This window comes from Hymenobacter canadensis (genome assembly GCF_027359925.1).
Lineage (GTDB): Bacteria > Bacteroidota > Bacteroidia > Cytophagales > Hymenobacteraceae > Hymenobacter > Hymenobacter canadensis.
On the sequence record NZ_CP114767.1, the window covers coordinates 572,088 to 595,521 of the forward strand.

Here is a 23,434-nt window from a genome sequence, read left to right on the forward strand (position 1 = left end):
ACTAGCCCAGGGTTTAAACCCTGGGCTACGGAGCGGCTGCCATTCCAAACATCAGCACGCGAGATTCCTCGCAGGCTCGGAATGACGTTCTGGCGAAGCCGTAGAGATGCTTCGGCAAGCGGACGCCAGATGAAGCATGACGTTCAAGAGACTATAAAATCCCATCCATGTCCTTCCGTCCTTTCCTGTTGGCCGGCCTACTCACGGCCTGCCTACCCACCCAGGCCCAGACCACGCCCGCGGCGCGGCCCATGTCGCAGCGCATGGCTGATGCGTTTATCAGCTGGCACCCCGATTCCATCCTCATCGGCAGCCGCAAAACCGCCCGCTGGGACTACGAGCAGGGCCTGATGCTGAAGGCGCTGGAACGCGTGTGGCAGCGCACCGGCGACGCCCGCTACTTCACCTACATCCAGAAAGACCTCGACCAGTTCGTGGGCCCCGACGGCAGCATCCGTACCTACAAGCTGGAGGACTATAACCTCGACAACCTGACCACCGGCCACGCTTTGCTCACGCTGGGGCAGATGTCGGTGCCCCAGGTGGAGAAGTACCGGCTGGCGGCTCAGCAGCTGCGTAAGCAGCTGGATGGGCAGCCGCGCACCAAGGCCGGCGGCTTCTGGCACAAGAAAATCTACACCAACCAGATGTGGCTGGATGGCCTCTACATGGCCGAGCCGTTCTACGCCGAGTACAGCCAGGCCTTCAACCAGCCCGCCGGTTTCGACGACATCGCCAAGCAGTTTGCGCTAATTGAAAAGAACCTCACGGACCCCAAAACCGGCCTGATGTACCACGGCTACGACGAAAGCCGGGAGCAGCAGTGGGCCAATAAAACCACCGGTCAGTCGCCCAATTTCTGGGACCGGGGCCTGGGCTGGTACGCCATGGCGCTGGTGGATGTGCTCGATTATTTCCCTCAGAACCACCCGCAGCGTCAGCAGCTCATCCAGAACGTGCAGCGCCTCGCGCCGGTGCTGGTGAAGTACCAGGATGCCACCGCCGGTACCTGGGCGCTGGTGATGGACCAGGCGGCCCGCAAGGGCAACTATCAGGAGGCTTCGGGCAGCAGCATGTTCGTGTATTTCCTGCAGAAGGGTGTGCGCATGGGCTACCTCGATAAGAAGTATGCCGCCGCCGCCCGCCGCGGCTATGACGGCCTGCTGAAGCAATTCGTGGCCGAGGAAAACGGCGCGCTGGCCTTCAACGGTACCGTGAGCGTGGGCGGCCTCGGCGGCAAGCCCTACCGCGACGGCAGCTTCGAGTACTACCTCACCGAGCCGCTGCGCAAGAACGATCTGAAAGGTGTGGGCCCGTTCATCTTGGCCAGCGTGGAGATGGAAGCCGCCGCCAGCGCCGTGGGAACTAGCAAAACCGTGGCCGTGGACAATTACTTCAACCACGAGCTGCGCAAAAACGCGCTGAGCGGCCAGCCGGAAACCTGGCACTACACCTGGGACGACCGCACGCACGGCGGCTTCTACTTCTGGGGCCAGCAATTCCGCGACCTGGGCGCGCAAACCGCCACCATCCGCACCGCGCCCACCGCTGCCGCGCTCAAAGGCGTGGACGTATTCATCATCGTGGACCCCGATACCAAAAAGGAAACCCCGCAGCCCAACTTCGTGCGCCCTGCCGACGTGCAGGCTCTCACCAAATGGTTGAAGGACGGCGGCACACTGGTGCTGATGGCCAACGACACCAGCAACTGCGAAATCCCGCGCTTCAACACCCTGGCCCGGGCCTTTGGCCTAGAGTTTCTGCCCCTGAACCTGAACATGGTGAAAGGCAGCGAATTTGAGCAGGGCCGGGTGAATATCCCAGCCGGTAACGCCGTCTTCAAAACCGCCAAATCGGCCTACATCAAGGAGCTGGCTCCGCTGAAAGTGCAGGCCCCGGCCACGCCGCTCGTCAAGATGGGCGAGCACGCCATAATTGCCACCGCCAAGATTGGCAAAGGCACCGTGCTGGCCGTCGGTGACCCGTGGCTGTACAACGAGTACGTGGACGGCCGCAAGATTCCCGCCTCGTTCGAGAACTACAACGCCGCCCGCGACCTGGCAACCTGGCTGCTGCAACAGTCCGGCCGCAAGTAGTGCGGTGTAGCGCGAAGCTTTTGCTTCGCGCTACAGTCGTTCAAAGCCATTACAGTTTAGTGCTTAGCCGGTACTACAGCTTCACGGCCTCCAGCCGGGTGGAGCTGCGCACCACCAGCTCTGTAGGGATTTTGACGGTTTCGATGGGGAGGGCGCGGAGTTTGCGCTCAATCTGGTCGATGAGGCGTTCGGCGGCTATCTGGCCGATTTCCTGGGCGGGCTGCACCACCGTGCTCAGCGGCGGGTCCAGCAGGTCGGCTACGTTGAGGTTGGTGAAGCCGATCAGCGACACGTCCTCCGGAATGTGCAGGTTGCGCTGGCGCAGGGCCTGCAGGCAGCCCACAGCCAGCCGGTCGGAGGCCGTGAAAAAGGCGTCGGGTGGCGAGTCCAGGTGCATCAGGCCATCAATCATGGGTCCTACTTCGTCGGCGCCAAAATTGCCGTAGCGCACCAGATTTTCGTCGTACTCGAGGCCGTACTGCTCCAGGGCGGCGCGGTAGCCGGCCAGCCGCTCCTGCGTGATGCTGAGCCAAGGCTGAATGGTGAGGTGGGCAATGCGCCGCCGCCCGCTTTGCAGCAGGTGCTCGGTGGCGGCAAACGCGCCCCCGAAGTTGTCGGCCACTACTTTGGTTACGTTCAGCTCGCTTGAAACCCGGTCGAACAGAACCAGCGGCACGTTTTTGTCGAGCACGTCCTGCAGGTGCGTCACGTCGGAGGTTTCGCTGGACAGCGACATCAGCAAACCGTCTACCTTGCGCGACATGGCCTGCTGCACGTTGGCCATTTCCCGCTCGTAGCTTTCCTGGCTCTGGAAGATGATGACGTGGTAGCCCCGGTTGTAGGCAATGGCCTCGATGCCGTTGATGGCCTGCGAGAAAAAGTAGTTGGCAATCTGGGGCAGAATCACGCCGATGGCGCGGCTGGCGCTGCCTTTCAGGCTGAGTGCAATGGGGTTGGGGCGGTAGTTGAGCCGCTCGGCGCACTCCATCACCAGCCGCTTGGTTTCGGGGTTGATTTCGTAGCTGCCCCGCAAGGCCCGCGACACTGTGGAAGTGGAAAGCCCCAGCTCCCGGGCAATGTCTTTGATGGTGTAGGTTTCCAACGTATTAAAGGAAAAAGAAGCGGTGGAAATGGTGCGGCTGTCTAAAGTACAACACCGCACCGCAATCAGGCAAGGCCGCTTGCTAGGCTGAAAGTAGTGACCCCTCACTGATTAACAACAGCGGAGCCTGGCTAGAGGTGCCAAACCGGAGGGTGGCAACGTTCCCGACAACGATTGCGCGAATAAACATCCGCATATTTTTCCGTTTGGCGCAAGCAAGCACTAACCTTATTGACGGCCAAACACCCTCTGGGAGTTATTTGCCGGCCGCTCTTCTTCAAATAGTCTACAAACCCCGCCTCCCGCCATGTCATTTGCTTCCGCCTTCGATTTAACGGGTAAAGTGGCTCTGGTTACGGGCTGCAACCGGGGCATCGGGCAGGGTATGGCGCTGGGCCTGGCCGAAGCCGGCGCCGACATCATCGGGGTGTCGGCCACGCTGGCGCTGGAGGGCTCCGACACGGCGCGGCAGGTGCAGGCCCTGGGCCGGCAGTTCACGGCCTACCAAGCCGACTTCAGCCAGCGTGCTGAGGTAGACGCCTTCCTGCAGCAGGTGCAGCAGGACTTTCCGCGCATCGACATTCTGATCAACAACGCCGGCACTATCCGGCGCGCTCCCGCCGCCGAGCACTCCGACGCTGACTGGGACAACGTGCTGGCCATTAACCTCGACGCGCCGTTCCGGTTGGCGCGTGCCATTGGCGGCCGGATGCTGGCGCAGGGCAGCGGCAAAATTATCTTCACAGCCTCGCTGCTTACGTTTCAGGGCGGTATCAACGTGCCGGGCTACGCGGCCAGCAAGGGCGCCATTGGCTCGTTGGTGAAGGCGCTGGCCAACGAGTGGGCCGGCCGCGGCGTGAACGTGAATGCCATTGCCCCGGGCTACATTGCCACCGACAACACCGAGGCCCTGCGCCAGGACCCCGAGCGCAGCAGCAGCATCCTGGGCCGCATTCCGGCCGGCCGCTGGGGCACCCCCGCCGACTTCAAAGGCCCCACCGTTTTCCTCGCCTCAGCCGCCGCCGACTACATCCACGGCACCATCCTCACCGTGGATGGCGGCTGGATGGGACGTTGAGAGTAGCTGAGTAGGCTGAGTAACTGAGTAATCGTTCTGCTGCCTATTCTGGCTCTACTCTGCTTTCAACACGCTTTTGACATACTTGTCACCGCCCAATACCACCCGCTGAGCGCCCACCCTTACTCAGCTGCTCACTTACTCATTTACTCCAAACATGCGTCAGTATTACGCCATCGGCCCGCGCGAAACAGCGGCAATGAACACTGCCGAGCTGCGGGAGAATTTTCTGCTCGAAAACCTGTTTGTGGCCGGTGATATTCAATTGGTATACACGCACTACGACCGGATGCTAGTGGGTGGCGTGGTGCCTACGGCAGAGCCGATTGAGCTGCCAAACCCCGCCAACCTGAAAGCTGATTTCTTCCTGCAACGCCGCGAGCTGGGCATCCTTAACACCGGCGCCGCCGGCACCGTGACCGTGGACGGCACCGCCTATGAGCTGGGTCGCCAGGACTGCCTCTACGTGGGCAAGGACGCCCGGGAAGTGGTTTTCGCCAGCGCCGACGCGGCCGAACCGGCTAAGTTCTACCTGCTCTCCACGCCGGCCCACGCCAGCCACCCCACTACCCGCCTCACGCAGGCCGAGGCCACGCCCGTGACCATGGGCGCGTTGGAAACCGCCAATCAGCGCACCATCTACAAGTACATCTACGCCGACGGCATCCAAAGCTGCCAGCTAGTGATGGGTCTCACGCAGCTGCACGCCGGCAGCGTCTGGAACACCATGCCCGCCCACACCCACGACCGGCGCATGGAAGCCTACCTCTACTTCGACTTGGCCGAGGGCCAGCGCGTGCTGCACCTCATGGGCCAGCCCCAGGAAACCCGCCATCTGTGGGTGGGAGAGGGGCAGGCCATTCTCTCGCCGCCGTGGTCGGTACACTCGGGCTGCGGCACGGCCGGCTACACCTTCATCTGGGGGATGGGCGGCGAAAACCAGGAATACACCGACATGGACCCCGTGGCCATTCCGGACTTGCGCTAGCCTTCCCGGCCGGCTTTGCTCTTACATCCAATCACCAAATTCCCACACCATGAAAAGAAATTTACTGTTGCTCGCACCGCTGCTGGTGTGCGCAGCGGCTCCCGCCTGGGCGCAGCAGCGCCGGGTGCAGGGGGTTGTGAAATCCGATAAAGGCGAAGGCCTGCCGGGCGTGACAGTAGTGGTGAAAGGCACCACCAACGGCGCTTCCACCGACGGCGACGGCCGCTTCTCTCTGGCGTTGCCGGCCGGCGGCAACCCTGCCCTCAGCATCAGCTACATCGGTTACGTGGCGCAGGAAGTGGTGGTGGGCGACCGGACGGACGTGAACATCACGCTGCGCGAAGACAGCAAGGTGCTGGAGGATGTGGTGGTGATTGGCTACCAGGAAGTGCAGCGCCGCGACGTGACGGGCGCCGTGTCGTCGGTGGGCGCGCAGCAGATCAAGGACGTGCCGGTGAACTCCGCCGCCGAGGCCCTGACGGGCCGCCTGGCCGGCGTGCAGCTCACCTCCGCCGAAGGCACGCCCGGCAATGCCAACGTGCAGATCCGGGTGCGCGGTGGCGGCTCCATCACCCAGGATAACTCGCCACTGTACGTGGTGGACGGAATTCAGGTGGAAAACGCGCTGAGCGTGATTTCGCCCCAGGATATTGCCTCCGTCGATGTGCTCAAGGATGCTTCGGCCACGGCCATCTACGGCGCCCGGGGCGCCAACGGCGTCGTGATTATCACCACCAAAAAAGGCCGCGAAGGCAAGGTGGTGGTGACCTACAACGGCTTTGCCGGCTTCCGCCGTTTGGCCAACAAGCTCGACCTGATGAAGCCCGCCGATTACGTGGACTACCAGTTCGAGCGCGCGCAGTCCATCGGCACGGCCGCTGGCGGCATCAATACCTTTAAAACGGCGTTCGGCAGCAAGAACTTCCTGTCGGATACGCTCAACGCCAGCCGCAGTGCGCCGTTCCTCGATTGGCAGGACCAGGTGTTCGGGCGCGACGCGTTTCAGCAGACTCACAACGTTTCGGTGGCGGGCGGCGCCAAGGGTACCACGTACTCGCTGAGCCTCACCGACAACCAGGAAGAAGGCATCCAGAAGGGCTCCGACTACGACCGGAAGCTGGTGAATTTCCGCTTCGATACCAAAGCCACCGAGAAGCTCACCATCGGGCTGAACGTGCGCTTCAACAACCAGAAAATCAACGGCTCGGGTACGTCCAGCTCGCTGTCTACGGTTACGTCGCGGCTGCGCAACGCGGTGCAGTTTCAGCCGCTGGCCGTGCCGCTGGCGGGTGCCATTGATCCTAACCAGTTCGATGAGGACTTCTTCCAGCAGTCGAGCCTGGTGAACCCCATCATTGCCATCGACAACGAGTACCGCTTGGACCGCCGCCGCACCACCAACATCAGCGGCAACGTGGGCCTGACGATTCTGCCCAACCTGATTTTCCGGTCGACGGCCGGTTTCGACATCACCGATTCCAAGCTCGAAACCTTCAACGGCCGCTACTCGCCCACCATCCGGCAGCAGGCCGGCAACTACGCCGCGCTGCCGTTTGCCTCGGTGAGCTCGGGCGTGCTGACCACCATCAACAACTCCAACGTGCTGAGCTACTCCTTCTCGAAGGGTGTGCACAGCGTGGACGCGCTGGTGGGGCAGGAAATCTACCAGCAGAACAGCACCACCCAGTACATCCAGACCAACTTCCTGCCGCTGGATATCACCTCCAACCAGGCGCTGGCCAATATCAACCAGGGCGTGCTGCCGGCCGGTACCGTGGCCCAGCCGATTCTGCCCACCACCAGCGTGCCCATCAACTCGCGCCTGCTCTCGGGCTTCAGCCGCCTCAACTACACCTTCGCCGACAAGTACCTGTTCACGGCCACGTTCCGCGCCGACGGCTCATCGAAGTACGCCGCGGGCAACCGGGTGGGCTACTTCCCGGCCGCCTCGTTGGCCTGGCGCGTGTCGCAGGAGAATTTCCTGAAGTCGATTACGTCTATTTCGGATCTGAAGCTGCGCGTGAGCTACGGCCTGGCCGGCAACAACCGCATCAACGACTTCGCGTTCCGGCAGCTGTTTTCGGGCGGCGCCGGCGAGTACTGGCTGAACCACATCCGGGTGGGCGGCGCGGCCGTGCCGTTCCTGGCCAACGAAAATCTGAAGTGGGAAACCACGGTGTCGCGCAACCTGGGCATGGACCTGGCCCTGTTCAGCAACCGGGTGCAGTTCACGGCCGACGCCTACTACAACACCACCCGCGACCTGCTCGTGAACGTGCCGATTCCGGTGGTGGTAGGCTACAGCTCGCAGCTGCAGAACATCGGCTCGACCAGCAACCGCGGCCTGGAGCTGCAGTTGAGCGGCACGGTGCTCCAGACGCCGGACTTCACCTGGACCGCTAACGTGAATACGTCCTTCAACCGGGGCCGGATTGAGAGCCTGGGCGGCGCGCCCAACATTCCGGGCGTGTACTCGGGCTGGGCCAGCACGGCCATCTCGCAGGACTTCGTGGCCCGCGTCGGCGACCCTATCGGGTTGATGTACGGTTACGTGACGGACGGTTTCTACACCCCCGACGACTTCGAGAGCTATAATGCCATCACCCGCACGGGCACGCTGAAAGCCGGCATTGCCTCCAACGCCGGGGTGCAGGGCCAGCCGGTGATGCCGGGCATCATCAAGCTGAAGGACCTGAACGGCGACGGCGTGGTGAATGACCTCGACCGCACGGTTATCGGCAATGCCAACCCCAAGCTCACGGGCGGCTTCAACCAGCAGTTTGCTTACAAGGGCTTCGATGCCAGTGTGTTCCTCAACTTCGTGTACGGCAACGATATCTACAATGCCAACAAGATTGAGTTCACCTCGGCCGTGAATCCGCTCAGCAACATGCTGGACATCACCTCCGACCGGTACCGCACCATCGACGCCAACGGCGCCCCGATTACCACCCTCGACGGCTTCCGCCAGGCCAACCCCGACGCCAAGCTCTGGCAGCCCACGCGCCAGCTGTTCACGCACTCCTGGGCCATCGAAGACGGCTCGTTCCTGCGCGTCAACAACGTGACGCTGGGCTACTCGCTGCCGAAAGAGCTCATCAGCCGGGCCAAGTTCACGCAGGTGCGCTTCTACGTGACGGGCAACAACCTCTACACGTTCACGAAATACACCGGCTACGACCCCGAGGCCAACACGCGCCGCGCCACCGGCCTCACGCCGGGCGTCGATTATGCCGCCTACCCGCGCAGCCGCGCCCTGCTGTTCGGCGTGAACCTGGGCCTGTAAATTTTAGTGAGTAGGAAATGGGGCTTAGGGCTTGGGTCGTTTCAGCGGCAAAGCAACAACAACCTAAGCCCTAAGCCCCAGGCCCTGATCACCAAACCCTACCTACTGAAATCCCCATGAAACCTACCTTCTTTCGTTCTACCCTCAGTGCCGCGGCCCTGACCCTGCTCCTCGGGATAGGAGGCTGCAAAGACTACCTGGAAGCTGATCCGGACGCGTACTACACGACGGAGCAGATTTTTAGCTCGGTGAGCGGCGCCACTACGGCCGTCATCACGGCCTACGACCTGCTGTCCGGCGACCGGACCTACGGCACCCGCCTCAACCTGTACTACCCCTACGATACCGACGAGCTGATTGGCGCGCCCGGCGCCGCCAACGCCGGCAACCGCGGCCTCGCGCGCTACAAGGCCCAGCCCACCAACCCCGAGATTGTGAACCCCTGGGGTGACCTGTACTCGGGCGTGGAAAAGGCCAACATCTGCATCAAGAACATCCCGCAGATGGCGCTCTACCGCACCGGTACCGCCGCCGACACCGCCGCCCTGCACCGCCTGCACGGCGAGGCCCTGACGTTGCGGGCCCAGTATCTGTATGAGCTGATCCGCAACTGGGGCGACGTTCCGGCTCCGCTCACGCCCACCGATCCGTCGCAGAGCTTCCAGCTGCCTTCCGTTGACCGCAACGTGACCTTGGATACGCTGATTGCCAACCTCGGCAAAGCCCAGAAGCTGGTGCCGTGGCGTTCCAAAGCCGGGGCCGTGAATGAGCGCATCACCAAGGGCGCCGTGAAAGCCCTGCGTGCCCGCCTGGCGCTGCAGCGCGGCGGCTACTCCACCAGCGCCACCACCGGCCAGATTTCGCGCCCCGCCGACTACCTCACGTACTACCGCATTGCCCAGGTGGAATGCGCCGAGCTGATGCGTAACCGCGGCGAGCACACGCTCAATACCAGCTTCTACGACCTGTTCAAGAGCTTCAACGAGCAGCGTAAGGAAAGCGCTAACGAGGTGATTTTTGAAGTAGCCATGGGCGGCAGCAGCGCCACCGCCGATAGCAAGCTGGGCTACTACGACGGTCCGCGCCTGAATACGTCGCCGGTTTTCGGCTCGACGCAGGGCTCCATCGTGGCCGTGCCGACGTACTTCTACGCCTTCGACTCGACGGACGTTCGCCGCGACATCACGCTCACGCCGTACCAGATCAACAGCAGCAACAACCAGGTAGCTACCACCCTGGCCATCGTGACCACCGGCAAGTTTCGCCGCGACTGGCGCGTGCCAACCCTCACGGGCGCCGGCAACTACCTCGGCTACAACTGGCCCCTCATCCGCTTTGCCGACGTGCTGCTGATGTTTGCCGAGGCTGAAAACGAGCTGAACGGGCCTACTTCGGCGGCCCGTACGGCGCTGCTGGAAGTGCGCACCCGGGGCTTCGGCGGCAACGCCACCCGCGCCGCCGCCGGCCTCAATCTGACTTCCAAGGAGGCTTTCTTCACTGTTTTGAAGAAGGAGCGCCTGCTGGAATTTGGCGGCGAAGGTATCCGCAAGTACGACCTGTTGCGCTGGGGCCAGCTGGCTTCTCAGCTCGCTGAAACCAAGGCTGAGCTGGCCAAAATGCAGTTGGCCCAGGCGCCTTACAACACGGTGCCGCAATACATGTACTACCGCGTGGTGAACACCCAGCTGCAGTGGGCCCGCTCGTTTTACCGCCCTTCGCCGGCCGCTACGCCATCGGGCACCACCCGCGTCGACTGGCGCCAGGCCATTACGGCCGCCTACATCACCAACACCCGCCCCGGCGGCACCGGTTTGGCTGCTGACTTCGAGCCTGCCAAAGGCAAGGAGCTGATGCCGATTCCGCAGAGCACGCTCGACACCAATCCTAACGTGAAGCAGAATTTCGGCTACTAACCGCGCGGCCTCTATGCTTCTCGCCGACGATTTTTTTCTGGAAGACAGCGCCCGGCCCTGGGAAACCGTGGGCATGGGGGTACGCCGGAAAGTGCTGACCTACGACCCGCAGCTGATGCTGGTACGGGTGGAGTTTGCGGCGGGAAGCATTGGGGCGCCGCACCACCACGTGCACACCCAGATGACTCACGTGGTTAGTGGCGTGTTCGAGGCCACCGTGGGCGGCCGGATGCAGGTGCTGCGGGCCGGCGACACGTTTTATGCGCCGTCGGAGGTGGTGCATGGGGTGGTGTGCGTGGCAGCCGGTGAGCTGCTTGATGCCTTCAGCCCCATGCGCGAGGACTTTGTGTAGGCTTGCGGGCGCTGCCAGACCAACTTATGAAACTACTGAAAACACTACTGCTTCTGCTGACTGGAATAGGGGGGATGGGGATCTTAACTTCCCAGGCCCAGCAGATTACGGTGGCGGCGGATGGTTCGGGCCAGTTCCGGACCATCCAGGCCGCTCTCAACAGCCTGCCCGACCAGGCCAGCCGGCCGCGCACGGTGTACATCAAAAACGGCACCTACAAGGAGAAAGTACGGCTCGACAACAAGCAGTACATCATCCTGAAGGGGCAGAGCGAAAAAGGCGTGGTGCTCACCTACGCCCAGTCGCGCGATGCGTGGCGCTGCGACCCGGTGGGCGGTGCTGACGACTGGGGCGTGGCGACGCTCAACATGCGCAACTCGCCCGACGTCACGCTCGAGAACCTGACCGTCATCAACTCCTACGGCTTCGACCACCGTGGGGAGGCCGACGTGGTGCTGCCCTGCCCCGCGGACCCCAGCGGCCAGAAGAAAATCAGTGCCACCGGCCATCAGATGGCACTTCGCACCATGCCCGGCACCACCCGCCTGACCGTGTTGCACTGCACGTTCCGCTCGCTGAACGGCGACACCGTGAGCCCCTGGGACGTGGACGCCGGCCTCTACTATTTCAAGGACTGCACCATGGAAGGCGGCGTGGATTTCTACTGCCCTCGCGGCTGGGCCTACGCCGAAAACTGCCGCTTCATCTGCCACAATATGTCGGCCGCCATCTGGCACGACGGTTCGGGCAATCAGGAGTCGAAAACGGTGCTCAAGAACTGTGTGTTCGAGGGCGACGACAACTTCAAGCTCGGGCGCTACCACCGCGAGGCGCAGTTCTACCTGATCAACTGCAAGTTCCCCAAGAACATGGCCGATGCCGACATCTACTGGGCCCAATCAGGGCCCGGGACCAAGCAGTGGGGGCGGCGCGTGTACTACCAGAACTGCCACCGCAATGGCGGCGACTACGCCTGGCACAAAGACAACCTGAGCACGGCCGCCGGCGCCCCCAAACCCGCGCAGATTACCGCCGACTGGACCTTTGGCGGGCGCTGGTATCCGGTTTCGGGCAAAGCGGCCACGGTAACCGTGCCCGTCTACGACCCTACGGCCAAGGACCGGTACTCGACGGTTTCCACTTCGAAGCCGGCCGTAGCGCCTGCCGCTACCGCGCCCGCCGTCGATTCGGTGGCGGAGCGGATGCTGGTGTATCAGCGGGCGGAAGGCGGCTGGCCCAAGGCCATAGGGGAGGTGAAGGTGAACTACGACCACCCGCTGACGGCTGCCGAGCGCACCGCCGCCCGCGCCGCTACTGCCCGGCCCGATGCTACCATCGACAATGATGCCACCACCCGCGAAATCCGCTATCTGGCCGGCGCCTACGCTACCACCCGCAACCCGGCCTACAAAGCCGCCGCCGAACGGGGCGTGCGCTACCTGCTGCAGATGCAGTACCCCAACGGCGGCTTCCCGCAGTACTACCCCGACCTGAGCAGCTACCGCCACCAGATTACCTACAACGACAACGCCATGGTGAAGGCGCTGCAGGTGCTGCGCGACGTGAGCCGCCGCACCCACGGCCTCGACGTGCTGGATGCCAGCCTCGCGGAGCCCGCCACCCAGGCCGTGACCCGCGGCATCGACTGCATCCTGAAAACCCAGTACGTGCAGCGCGGCAAGCTTACGGCCTGGTGCGCCCAGCACGACGAAAAAACGCTGCAACCGGCCAAGGCCCGCGCCTTCGAGCTGGCCTCGCTCAGCGGGATGGAAACCGTGGGCATCGTACAGTTTCTGCTGGACACCAACAACCCCACGCCCGCCATCCGGCAGGCTGTGGAAGCCGCGGTGGCGTGGCTGCGGGCCGTGCAGCTGACCGGCTACGCCGTGCAGGATCAACCCGACCCGAAACAGCCCAAGGGCTACGATCGGGTGCTGGTGCCGCAGGCCGGCGCCGTCATCTGGGCCCGCTTCTATGACCTGACTACCAACCAGCCCATCTACGTAGGGCGCGACTCCAAGCCGCGCGCCAAGCTGGCCGAAATCGAATACGAGCGGCGCACGGGCTATGCCTACGCCGGCACCTGGCCCGAAAAGCTGCTCAGCCGCGACTATCCGCGCTGGCAGCAGAAATGGAATGCTAATGCCCCGCAGGGCAGCACAAAATAACGGTCTTCATCATGCCGCACTTATCCGCTAATCTTCTTGCCCAGCTGCCTGCCACTCCGGCCGTAGCCCTGCCCACCGCCGACCTGCTGGCCCTGCCTGAAAAGGTGCTGCAATTCGGGACCGGCGTGCTGCTGCGCGGCCTGCCCGACTACCTCATCGACAAAGCCAACCGCCAGGGAATCTTCAACGGCCGCATTGTGGTGGTGAAGTCCACCGACGGCGGCGACATCGACGCCTTCCGCCGCCAGGACGGCCTCTACACGCTCGGCATCCGCGGTATCGACGACGGGCAGGAAATCGAGGAAAACGTGGTCTGCGCCGCTATCAGCCGGGTGCTGTTGGCCAAAAGCCAGTGGGCCGACATCCTGGCCTGCGCCGCCAACCCCGACCTGACAGTGGTGCTGTCCAACACCACCGAAGTCGGCATTCAGCTGGTGTCGGATGATATCCGGCAGAGCCCGCCGGTGTCGTTTCCGGGCAAGCTGCTGGCGTTTCTGCATGCCCGCTACCAGGCGTTCGGCGGCGCCAAAGACAAAGGCCTCGTGATAGTGCCCACCGAGCTGATTCCGGACAACGGCACCAAGCTGGAAGGCATCCTGCTGGAGCAGGCTCACCGCAATAACCTCGATGCGGAGTTTATCGACTGGCTGGAAACCGCCAATCAGGTCTGCAACTCGCTCGTGGACCGTATCGTGCCCGGCCGCCCCGACGCCGCCACCCAGACTGCGCTGGCCACCCAGCTCGGCTACCACGACGATTTGCTGACCATGTCGGAGGTGTACACGCTCTGGGCCATTGAGGGCGACGAGCACGTGAAGCGGGTGCTGAGCTTCGAGCAGGCCGATGCCGGCGTGGTGGTGCAGCCCAACATTAACCTGTTTCGGGAGCTTAAGCTGCGCCTGCTCAACGGCACGCACACGCTTAGCTGCGGCCTGGCGTTTCTGGCCGGCTTTCCCACGGTGCGCGACGCCATGCAGGACGACGCCGTGGCCGGCTTCATCCACAACCTGATGCTGGGCGACCTGCTGCCCGGTATTCCCTACAACGTCGACGAAAAAGTGGGCCAGCGCTTCGGAATGCAGGTGCTGGACCGGTTCCGCAACCCCGCCATCGAGCACCGCTGGCTGTCGATTTCGATGAACTACACGGCCAAGCTGCAGATGCGCAACGTGCCCACGCTGCTGCACTACTACCAGAAGCTGCAGGCCGTGCCGCACTACATGGCGCTGGGCTTTGCGGCCTACCTGCTGTTTATGCGCGCCACCCACCAGAAAGACCAGGTGTGGTACGGCGAGCTGGACGGCCAGGAATACCCGATTCAGGACGACAAGGCCGGCTACTTTGCCGAGCTCTGGAGCCGTCTGGAGCCCGCCGAACTCACCCACGCCGTGCTGCACAACCAAACCCTGTGGGGCCACGACCTGGCCGCGCTGCCCGGCTTCTCGGACTGCGTGAGCCGCTACCTGCACCAGCTGCTGGAGCAGGGCGCCCACGCCACCGTAGCCCATGCCCTCAACCGGAAGCCAGTGGCCGTGTAGAGACGATGGCTCAAAAAGACCGTCATGCTGAGCATGTGGCGAATTGAGCCAGGGTGCGCAGCCGCAGTCGAAGCATCTCTACCGCTTCGTCTGCACGACTGCGTTAGCCAGAAGTAGAGATGCTTCGACTCCGCTCTGCTTCGCTCAGCATGACGCGGTTTTTCCTCAAAGCCAAGAGCTGATAGTTCCGATAAAAAATGAAACACCTGGTAGCCAAAATCCACCCTGCTGATAACGTGCTGGTTGCCCTCCAGGACCTGCCCGTGGGCACGCCCGTAACTTGGGACGGCACCATCGTCACGACCACCGAAAAGATACCCGCCAAGCACAAGCTGGCAATGCAGTTTCTAGCTCCCGGCGACCCGGTACACATGTACGGCGTGCTGGTAGGCAAAGCCGCCCAGGCCATTGGCGTCGGCGGCCTGCTCACCACGGCCAACATGCGCCACGCCACCGACGGCTACGACGAGCACCAGCAAAGCCGTCCAGAATGGACCGCGCCCGACGTGAGTGAGTGGGCCGGCCGCACCTTCCAGGGCTTCCACCGCCCCGATGGCCGCGTGGGTACCGCCAACTATTGGCTGGTGATTCCGCTGGTCTTCTGCGAAAACCGCAACATTCAGGTGCTGGAAGAAGCCCTGGTGAACAACCTCGGCTACGCCCGCCGCAAAAGCTACCAGCCCCAGACCCAGGAGTTGATTTCGCTGATGCAAGCCGGCAAAACCGTGGAAGAAATCCTGGCCACTGACCTGCATTCCGCCGAAGACGGCCACCAGAAGCCGCGGCTGTTTCCGAACGTCGACGGCATCCGGTTTTTGCAGCACGAAGGCGGTTGCGGCGGCATCCGGCAGGATGCCCAGACGCTGTGCGGGCTGCTGGCTGGCTATATCACGCACCCCAATGTGGCGGGCGCCACCGTGCTCAGCCTGGGCTGCCAGAACGCGCAGGTGAGCATGCTGCAGGACGAAATCGACAAGCGCAGCCCTGGCGGCCTGCAAAAGCCGCTCTACATCCTGGAGCAGCAGAAAATCGGGACCGAAGAGGCGCTCATCAGCGCGGCGTTGCGCCAGACGTTTGCCGGCCTGATGGTGGCCAACCAGCAGACGCGCCAGCCCGCGCCCATCAGCCAGCTGTGCATCGGGCTGGAGTGCGGCGGCTCCGACGGCTTCTCCGGCATCTCGGCCAACCCCGCCGTGGGCCACGTTTCCGACCTGCTGGTAGCGGCCGGCGGCTCCGTGATTCTGGCCGAGTTTCCGGAGCTGTGCGGCGTCGAGCAGGAGCTCGTAGACCGTAGCGTGGACACCGCCACGGCCGAGCGGTTCAGCTCCCTGATGAAAGCCTACGGCGACTCCGCCATTGCCGTCGGCTCGGGCTTCGATATGAATCCTTCGCCGGGTAATATCCGAGACGGGCTGATTACGGACGCCATGAAATCGGCCGGCGCAGCCCGTAAAGGCGGTTCTTCGCCGGTAGTAGCCGTGCTCGACTACCCTGAGCCCGTGACGCTGCCCGGCCTCAACCTACTCTGCACGCCCGGCAACGACGTGGAAAGCACCACCGCCGAAGTAGGGTCGGGGGCCAACATTGTGCTGTTCACTACCGGCCTCGGCACGCCTACCGGCAACCCCATTGCGCCGGTCGTGAAAATCAGCTCCAACACGGCCCTGGCCCGCCGCATGCCCGATATCATCGACGTGAACACCGGCACCGTCATCGACGGCGAAGAAACCATCGAACAAGCCGCCGAGCGGATTCTGGATTACGTCATCCGGGTGGCCAGCGGGGAGGAAGTGGCCGCCGTGCGCCACGGCCAAACCGACTTCATTCCTTGGAAACGCGGCGTGAGTCTGTAGCGCAGAACGAGAGAGAATAAGAACGTCATGCAGAGGTAACAAGAACGTCTTGCAGAGGCGCAGCCGAAGCATCTCGCCAGAAGCTAATGTCATGCAAATAAGACCGTCATGCTGAGCTTGCCGAAGCATCTCTCCCGCTTCGCTTCAATGCTGATCAAACGAAGCGGTAGAGATGCTTCGGCAGGCTCAGCATGACGGTCGTACCTCACTGGCCAACCTCAGTTTCCGGGAACGTTTGCGTAGATAAATACGCGTTTCGCTGCCCAAAACGGGCAAAACCGGGCGTTGAACCCGGTATCTTTAAATCCGCCCGTCCTCCTTGCCCACCTGCGGCTCCCACCCATCATAATTCCGTTTGATTATGAAGCCCTTCCTCAACGCCGACTTTCTGCTGCAAACGCCCACCGCCCGCACGCTCTACCATGAGTATGCCGCGGCCATGCCCATCATCGATTACCACAACCACCTGCTGCCCGACCAGATTGCCGAAGACCGGCAGTTCGACAACATCACGCAGGTGTGGCTCTACGGCGACCATTACAAGTGGCGCGCCATGCGTACCAACGGCGTGCCCGAGCGCTACATCACCGGCGACGCCTCCGACTGGGAGAAGTTCGAGAAGTGGGCCGAAACCGTGCCTCAGACCGTGCGCAACCCGCTCTACCACTGGACGCACCTGGAGCTGCAGCGCTACTTCGGCATCACGGAGCTGCTGAACGCCGCCAGCGCCCGCCGCATCTACGACCAGTGCAATGAGAAGCTGCGCACGCCTGAGTATTCGGTGCGCAATCTGCTGCGCAGAATGGGCGTCGAAACGCTCTGCACCACCGACGACCCCGCCGACTCGCTGGAGCACCACCGCGCCCTGCAAAGCAGCAGCTTCGAGGTAAGCGTGCTGCCCACCTTCCGGCCCGATAAGGCCATGGCCGTAGACGATGCCGCCAGCTACAACCAGTACCTCGACAAGCTGGGCGAAGCCGCCGCCGTGGAAATCCGCACGTTCTTCGACCTGCAAACCGCCCTGCGTCTGCGCCACGACTACTTCGCAGCCCTCGGCTGCCGCCTCTCCGACCACGGCCTGGAGCAGATGTACGCCGCCGACTATACCGAGTCGGAGTGCAACGAAATCTTCCTGAAAATCCGCAGTGGCGAAGAGTTGGCGGCCGAGGAGGTGCTGCGCTTCAAGTCGGCGATGCTGGTGCTGCTGGCGGAGATGGACTGTGAGAAAGGCTGGACTCAGCAATTCCACCTCGGCGCGCTGCGCAACAACAACGCCCGCATGCTGCGCCAGCTTGGGCCCGACACCGGCTGGGACTCCATCGGTGACTTCTCGCAGGGCCGTGCCCTCTCGAAGTTCCTCAACCGCCTCGACGAGCAGGACAAGCTCACCAAAACCATCCTCTACAACCTCAATCCCGCCGACAACGAGCTGATGGCCACGATGATCGGCAACTTCAACGACGGCTCGGTGGCGGGCAAGGTGCAGTTCGGCTCGGGCTGGTGGTTCCTGGATCAGAAGGACGGCATGGAAAAGCAGATCAACGCCCTGAGCAACATGGGCTTGCTGAGCCGCTTCGTAGGCATGCTCACTGATTCTCGTAGCTTCCTCTCGTACCCGCGCCACGAGTATTTCCGCCGCGTGCTGTGCAACCTCTTTGGCCAGGACGTGGAAAACGGCGAGCTGCCCGACGATCTGGAAGGCCTGGGCGGTATCATCCGCAACATCTGCTACGGCAACGCCAAGGCGTATTTCGGCTTCGAAACCGTGGCCAGCCCCGCTGAAGCTGCCACGGTGTAAGTGAAAATGAACGTCATGCAGATGCGCAGCCGAAGCATCTCTAACATCTCGCCTGAACGTCATTCCGAGCTTGCGAGGAATCTCGCGTGGTGAGGTTGCCATGGTAATCCTACGTCAGCACGCGAGATTCCTCGCAAGCTCGGAATGACGTTCTAAAACTCCCAAGTCCCCAACATGAAGCAAGTCGTCACCTTTGGTGAAATCATGATGCGGCTTTCGCCGCCGCTCAACTACCGGCTGCCCCAGGCCAGCACCCTGGAAGTAACCTACGGCGGCGGTGACGCCAACGTGGGCGCTGCGCTGGTGCACCTGGGCATGCCGGCTGCACACGTCGGCTGCTTCCCCGACAACGCCGTGGGCCAGGCAGCGGCGCAGGCGTTTCGGGCGCATGGCGTGGATATGCAGCATTGCGTGTTCCGAGGCGAGCGGTTGGGGCTGTATTTCCTGGAAGTGGGTGCTTCGTTGCGCGGCAGCCGCATTGTGTACGACCGCTACAACTCGGCCTTCGCCAACCTGCAGCCGGAGTGGTTCAACTGGGACGAAATTCTTGAAAACGCGCACTGGCTGCACTGGACCGGCATCACGCCGGCCATTTCGGCCGCAGCGGCCCAGGCCACCCGCGACGCCATCCGGGCGGCCCGCCGGCTGGGTATTACGGTTTCGGCCGACGTGAACTACCGCCGCAACCTGTGGCAGTATGGCCAGCAGGCCCAGGACGTAATGCCGGAACTAGTGGCTGGCTGTGACGTGGTGGTGTGCACCGAAGGCGACGCCGACGACCTGTTCGGCATAAAGCCCGAAGTCGGTGCTGAAAACAGCTTCGTGTCGATGAGCGAGCAGTTGATAGCGCAGTTTCCGCAGATCAAGCAGGTGATTGCCACGCGCCGCAAAACCCGGAGCGCCTCGCACGAGCGAATCCGGGGCATGGCTTACGTGGACGGTACCTACCACCAAACCAGCTACTTCGACATCAACCCCGTCGTGGACCGCATCGGCGGCGGCGACTCGTTCATTTCGGGCTACATCTACGGCCAGCAGCACTACGCCACCACCGACGAGGCCCTGACGTTTGCCACGGCCGCCTCAGCCCTCAAGCACACCATCCACGGCGACGTCAACCTCGTGACGGCCGCCGAAGTCGAGCACATCATGGCTGGCAACCTCACCGGTCGTTTGCTACGGTAGGGTTGGCCATAAAGACCGTCATGCTGAGCGAAGCGGAGCGTAGTCGAAGCATCTCTACCGCTTCGTTGCAATGCCATTGATTAGTCAGAAGTAGAGATGCTTCGACGAGCTCAGCATGACAAATACCAAAAACTGACAACTCTCCACATGCCCCGTTTTTCCGCTGCTCATATCCTCGAAACTGTGCTGGCCACGCCCATCGTGCCGGTGTTTTACCACGCCGATGCAGCGTACGCCCAGCGTATCGTGCAGGCCTGCTACGAGGGTGGGCTGCGCGTGTTTGAGTTCACCAACCGCGGGTCGCAGGCGTTTGAGGTGTTCGGGCAGCTGATGGCCTTCGTGCAGCAGAACTGCCCGGAAATGCTGCTCGGCATCGGCACGATTTACACCGCCGCTGACGCCGATCGATTCATTGCCGCCGGTGCCGACTTCGTGGTGCAGCCCTGCATTACGGCGGAGGTGGCGGAAGTGTGCCGCCAGCATGGCACGCCCTGGCTACCCGGCACCATGACCGTGCGCGAGGTGTACGAAGCCACGCAGCTGGGCGCGGCCATTGTGAAGGTGTTCCCCGGCAACGTGGTCGGGCCGGGCTTTATCAAGAGTTTGCGCGGCCCCATGCCAAGCGTGCCGCTGATGGTAACCGGCGGCGTGGAGCCCACCCGCGAGAGTCTGCGCGAGTGGTTTGGGGCCGGCGTAAATGTGGTGGGTATGGGCTCCCAGCTGTTCAAAAACGACGACCCCGCCGCCCTGAAAACCCTGCTCCGCGACCTGCTGGACTCTTTGTCATCCTGAGCTTGCGAAGGATCTTATTACGCTTAAACGACTAACGCTAGAACCGTTCTGCGAACCTCTGCGGAAGCCGCCTCAAAAACTGCAAGCCTGATAAGGTCCTTCGCAAGCTTAGGATGATAAATGGTTGCTTGCCACCCTTGTGCTATCTGCTCATTCCTTTCCCACCCGCCTCCGATGATACAAGCTGCCCCTGCTACTTCGGCCCCTGTCACCGATGTGATTGGCAAATACCGCTGGACCATCTGTGGTCTGGTGTTCTTTGCCACCACCGTCAACTACCTCGACCGGGCCGTTATTTCCCTGCTCAAGCCCTACCTGGAAACCGAGTTCCGGTGGAACTCCGGCGACTACGCCAACATCGAAATTGCCTTCAAGCTGGCGTATTCGCTGGGGATGCTAGGCGTGGGGCGCATCATCGATAAGCTGGGCACCAAGATGGGCTACGCGCTGTCCACGTTTCTGTGGAGTTTGGCCGCCATCGGGCACGCGTTTGTGAGTAGCACGCTGGGCTTTTCGGTGGCGCGGGCGTTTCTGGGCGTCACGGAGGCCGGCAACTTCCCGGCCGCCATCAAAACCACTGCCGAGTGGTTTCCGCAGAAGGAGCGGGCCCTGGCTACCGGTATTTTCAACTCCGGCTCCAACGTGGGGGCCATTATTGCGCCGCTCACGGTGCCGCTCATTGCCGAATCTATTGGTTGGAAATGGGCCTTTGTGATTACCGGCGCGCTGGGCTTTGTGTGGCTGCTGCTGTGGTTCGTCTACTACGAAGTGCCGGCCCGCCACGCCCGGCTCACCAAAGCCGAGTTCGACTACATCCACAGCGACGTGGACGATCTGGCCGCCGTGGCCATCACCACCCAGCCCAAGGTGTCGTGGTTTAAGCTGCTCACGTTTCGCCAGACCTGGGCCTTCGTGGTAGGTAAGTTCCTGACGGACCCGATCTGGTGGTTCTACCTGTTTTGGTTGCCCGACTTCCTCAACAAGCAATACGGCCTCAAGGGCACCGAGGTAGCCCTGCCGGTAGCGGCCGTGTACGTGCTGTCGAGCATTGGCAGCGTGGGCGGCGGCTGGGTGCCGCTCAACTTCATGCGCAACGGCATGCCGGCCTTCCGGGCCCGCAAGCTGTCCATGCTGCTGATTGCCTGCTGCGTGTTCCCGATTGTGTTTGCGCAGTACCTGGGGCAGCTGAATATGTGGCTGGCAGTACTCGTGATTGGCATTGCGGCGGCGGCCCACCAGGCTTGGAGCGCCAACATCTTCACCACCGTGTCGGATATGTTCCCGAAGCGGGCCGTGGCCTCCGTGACCGGCATCGGCGGCATGGCCGGCGGGCTGGGTGGCATCCTGCTGTCGGCGCTGGTGCAGAAGCGCATGTTTGTGTACTACGAAAGCATCGGGGAGTTGCAGACGGCCTATTTCATCATGTTCTGGATTTGTGGCGGCGCCTACCTGCTGGCCTGGGTGCTGATGCACTTCCTGGCCCCGAAAATGAAGCAAATCGACCTCGACGCCGAACCCGCCACCCGTTAATTCTTCTTCATGAAAAAGCTCCTGTTACTGCTGGCGCTGCTGCTGCCGGTGCTCACCTTTGCCCAAAGCAAGAAAGACCAAGCCGCCACCAAAGAAGTGGAAGTGCTGGAACGCCAGCGGTTCGAGGCCCAGGTGAAAAAGGACTACGCCGTGCTGGAAAAAGTCTTTGCCGACGACCTGGTGTACACCCACTCCAACGGCAAGCAGAACAACAAAACCGAGTACATCCAGAGCATCCGCGAGGGAAAAAGCCAGTACGATAAAATCGAGGTGGAAGCCTTGAACGTGCGCGCCTACAACGACGGCAAAGCCGCCGTGGTGAACGGTACTATCACCATCACGCTACCCAACAAGCCCGACGGCACGCCCAACCTGGCCCACCTCAAGTACGTGGTGGTGCAGGTGAAAGACCCGAAGAAAGGCTGGCAGGTGGTGCTCTGGCAAAGCCAGAAGCAGCCCGACGCCAAGAGCTAGCGCCACGGCTGCACAGTAATAGCGCACAACATTTTCCGACCAGCAAAGAAAGTGCGGCGGCTGAACGGGTAAGCAGCCAGAGGCTGCAATGCATCCGGCAGGCTGCCGCCCCCTTACTGCGTCCTTTTTGTATCCAGTTTCTGTCATGAGTATTACGTCTGAAAACGCTATTGCCCAGCCGGTGGGCACCACGCTGGAGCGCTACATCATGCGCAAGCAGGCCGAGTTTCCGTTTGCCACCGGCGAGCTGAGCCAGCTGCTGCGCGACATTGCGCTGGCCGGCAAAATCGTAAACCGCGAAGTGAACCGGGCCGGCCTGACCAGCATCATCGGGGCCATGGGCCAGCAGAACGTGCAGGGCGAGGCGCAGCAGAAGCTGGACGTGGAAGCCAACATCCGCTTCATCCGGGCCCTCACCAACGGGGGCGAGGCCTGCGCCGTGCTCAGCGAGGAAGAAGACGACATCATCCATACCGGCAACTGCCAGGGTAAGTACGTGGTGGCCATCGACCCGCTCGACGGCTCCAGCAACATCGACGTCAATATCAGCATCGGCACCATCTTCAGCATCTACCGGCGCGTGACGCCGGTGGGGCAGGAGGCCACCGCCGACGACTTTCTGCAGGGCGGCCGCCGGCAGGTGGCGGCCGGCTACATCCTGTATGGCTCCAGCACCATGCTCGTGTACACCACCGGGCACGGCGTGGTGGGCTTCACCTACGAAAACTCGCTGGGCGAATTCTTCCTCTCGCACCCCAGCATCCGGATTCCGGCGGGCGGCACCACCTTCTCCTGCAATGAAGGCCACTGGTTCGACTACCCGCAGTACGTGCGCGACTACCTGCTGGCCTGCAAGCAGCAGCGCCTGAGCGGCCGCTATGTGGGCTCGTTGGTGGCTGATTACCACCGCAACCTGTTCACGGGCGGCATCTACCTCTACCCGCCCACGACCAAAAACCGCCACGGCAAGCTGCGGCTGCTCTACGAGGGCTACCCGCTGGCCTTCGTGATTGAGCAGGCTGGCGGCCGGGCAGAAACCGGCACCGGCCCGGTGCTGGACGTGGTGCCCACTGAGTTTCACCAGCGCGCTCCGCTGTTTGTAGGCTCCGCCGACATGGTGCACCGCCTCGCAGGCTTGGCGGCCCTGGAAGCCCCAGCTGTATAGCAAGGCCTTTGGCCTTACGCCGTTGCGGCAGGTGGCCGTGAAAGCCTGAGGCCCGACTGGCCGGCCTCAAAAACAAATTACCCCGAACCAACTTCTGAGAGCATCGTTCTGTCAGC

Annotated in this window: 16 protein-coding genes; 15 read left to right on the forward strand and 1 reads right to left on the reverse strand. The window is 62.6% G+C overall.

The features are described from left to right. Positions 1-167 precede the first annotated feature (167 nt). Complete coding sequence (locus O3303_RS02495) at positions 168-2,096, forward strand: DUF4350 domain-containing protein (RefSeq protein WP_269560490.1); 1,929 nt, start codon at positions 168-170, stop codon at positions 2,094-2,096. Positions 2,097-2,169: 73 nt separating this feature from the next. Here the strand turns inward: O3303_RS02495 and O3303_RS02500 are convergent, their stop codons facing one another. Then, complete coding sequence (locus tag O3303_RS02500; RefSeq protein ID WP_269560491.1) at positions 2,170-3,198, reverse strand: LacI family DNA-binding transcriptional regulator; 1,029 nt, start codon at positions 3,196-3,198, stop codon at positions 2,170-2,172. A 307-nt stretch (positions 3,199-3,505) separates the two neighbouring features. Here O3303_RS02500 and kduD point away from each other — a divergent pair, with 307 nt between their 5' ends. From kduD to fbp, 14 genes are all read left to right on the forward strand, one after another. Beyond that, entirely contained in the window at positions 3,506-4,276 is a 771-nt protein-coding gene (gene kduD / locus O3303_RS02505) for a 2-dehydro-3-deoxy-D-gluconate 5-dehydrogenase KduD (protein ID WP_269560492.1), read from the forward strand. Between the two features lie 157 nt (positions 4,277-4,433). Next, positions 4,434-5,264, forward strand: coding sequence for a 5-dehydro-4-deoxy-D-glucuronate isomerase (gene kduI, locus O3303_RS02510; RefSeq protein ID WP_269560493.1), 831 nt, complete (start codon positions 4,434-4,436; stop codon positions 5,262-5,264). A gap of 49 nt (positions 5,265-5,313) precedes the next feature. After that, positions 5,314-8,550 carry a SusC/RagA family TonB-linked outer membrane protein gene (locus tag O3303_RS02515; protein WP_269560494.1) on the forward strand — a complete coding sequence of 1,079 codons (3,237 nt, stop codon included), beginning with the start codon at positions 5,314-5,316 and terminating at the stop codon, positions 8,548-8,550. Positions 8,551-8,666: 116 nt separating this feature from the next. Next, a complete protein-coding gene (locus O3303_RS02520) occupies positions 8,667-10,463 on the forward strand; it encodes a RagB/SusD family nutrient uptake outer membrane protein (RefSeq protein ID WP_269560495.1) in 1,797 nt (598 codons plus the stop codon). Positions 10,464-10,476: 13 nt separating this feature from the next. Next, positions 10,477-10,815, forward strand: a complete 339-nt coding sequence (locus O3303_RS02525; protein WP_269560496.1) for a cupin domain-containing protein — start codon at positions 10,477-10,479, stop codon at positions 10,813-10,815. A 74-nt stretch (positions 10,816-10,889) separates the two neighbouring features. Beyond that, complete coding sequence (gene pelA / locus O3303_RS02530; RefSeq protein WP_269560497.1) at positions 10,890-12,983, forward strand: pectate lyase; 2,094 nt, start codon at positions 10,890-10,892, stop codon at positions 12,981-12,983. 11 nt (positions 12,984-12,994) lie between these two features. After that, positions 12,995-14,521 carry a tagaturonate reductase gene (locus O3303_RS02535; RefSeq protein ID WP_269560498.1) on the forward strand — a complete coding sequence of 509 codons (1,527 nt, stop codon included), beginning with the start codon at positions 12,995-12,997 and terminating at the stop codon, positions 14,519-14,521. A gap of 197 nt (positions 14,522-14,718) precedes the next feature. Beyond that, positions 14,719-16,374, forward strand: a complete 1,656-nt coding sequence (locus O3303_RS02540; protein WP_269560499.1) for a UxaA family hydrolase — start codon at positions 14,719-14,721, stop codon at positions 16,372-16,374. A 361-nt stretch (positions 16,375-16,735) separates the two neighbouring features. Beyond that, the gene (gene uxaC, locus O3303_RS02545) at positions 16,736-18,172 is read left to right on the forward strand and encodes a glucuronate isomerase (RefSeq protein WP_269560500.1); all 1,437 of its coding nucleotides are present in this window, start codon (positions 16,736-16,738) and stop codon (positions 18,170-18,172) included. Between the two features lie 174 nt (positions 18,173-18,346). Next, positions 18,347-19,357, forward strand: a complete 1,011-nt coding sequence (locus O3303_RS02550; protein WP_269560501.1) for a sugar kinase — start codon at positions 18,347-18,349, stop codon at positions 19,355-19,357. A 147-nt stretch (positions 19,358-19,504) separates the two neighbouring features. Further along, entirely contained in the window at positions 19,505-20,149 is a 645-nt protein-coding gene (locus tag O3303_RS02555) for a beta/alpha barrel domain-containing protein (protein ID WP_269560502.1), read from the forward strand. A 174-nt stretch (positions 20,150-20,323) separates the two neighbouring features. Further along, positions 20,324-21,679, forward strand: coding sequence for an MFS transporter (locus O3303_RS02560; protein WP_269560503.1), 1,356 nt, complete (start codon positions 20,324-20,326; stop codon positions 21,677-21,679). Positions 21,680-21,688: 9 nt separating this feature from the next. Next, positions 21,689-22,153, forward strand: a complete 465-nt coding sequence (locus O3303_RS02565; protein ID WP_269560504.1) for a nuclear transport factor 2 family protein — start codon at positions 21,689-21,691, stop codon at positions 22,151-22,153. A 145-nt stretch (positions 22,154-22,298) separates the two neighbouring features. Next, the gene (gene fbp, locus O3303_RS02570; RefSeq protein ID WP_269560505.1) at positions 22,299-23,318 is read left to right on the forward strand and encodes a class 1 fructose-bisphosphatase; all 1,020 of its coding nucleotides are present in this window, start codon (positions 22,299-22,301) and stop codon (positions 23,316-23,318) included. Positions 23,319-23,434 lie beyond the last annotated feature (116 nt).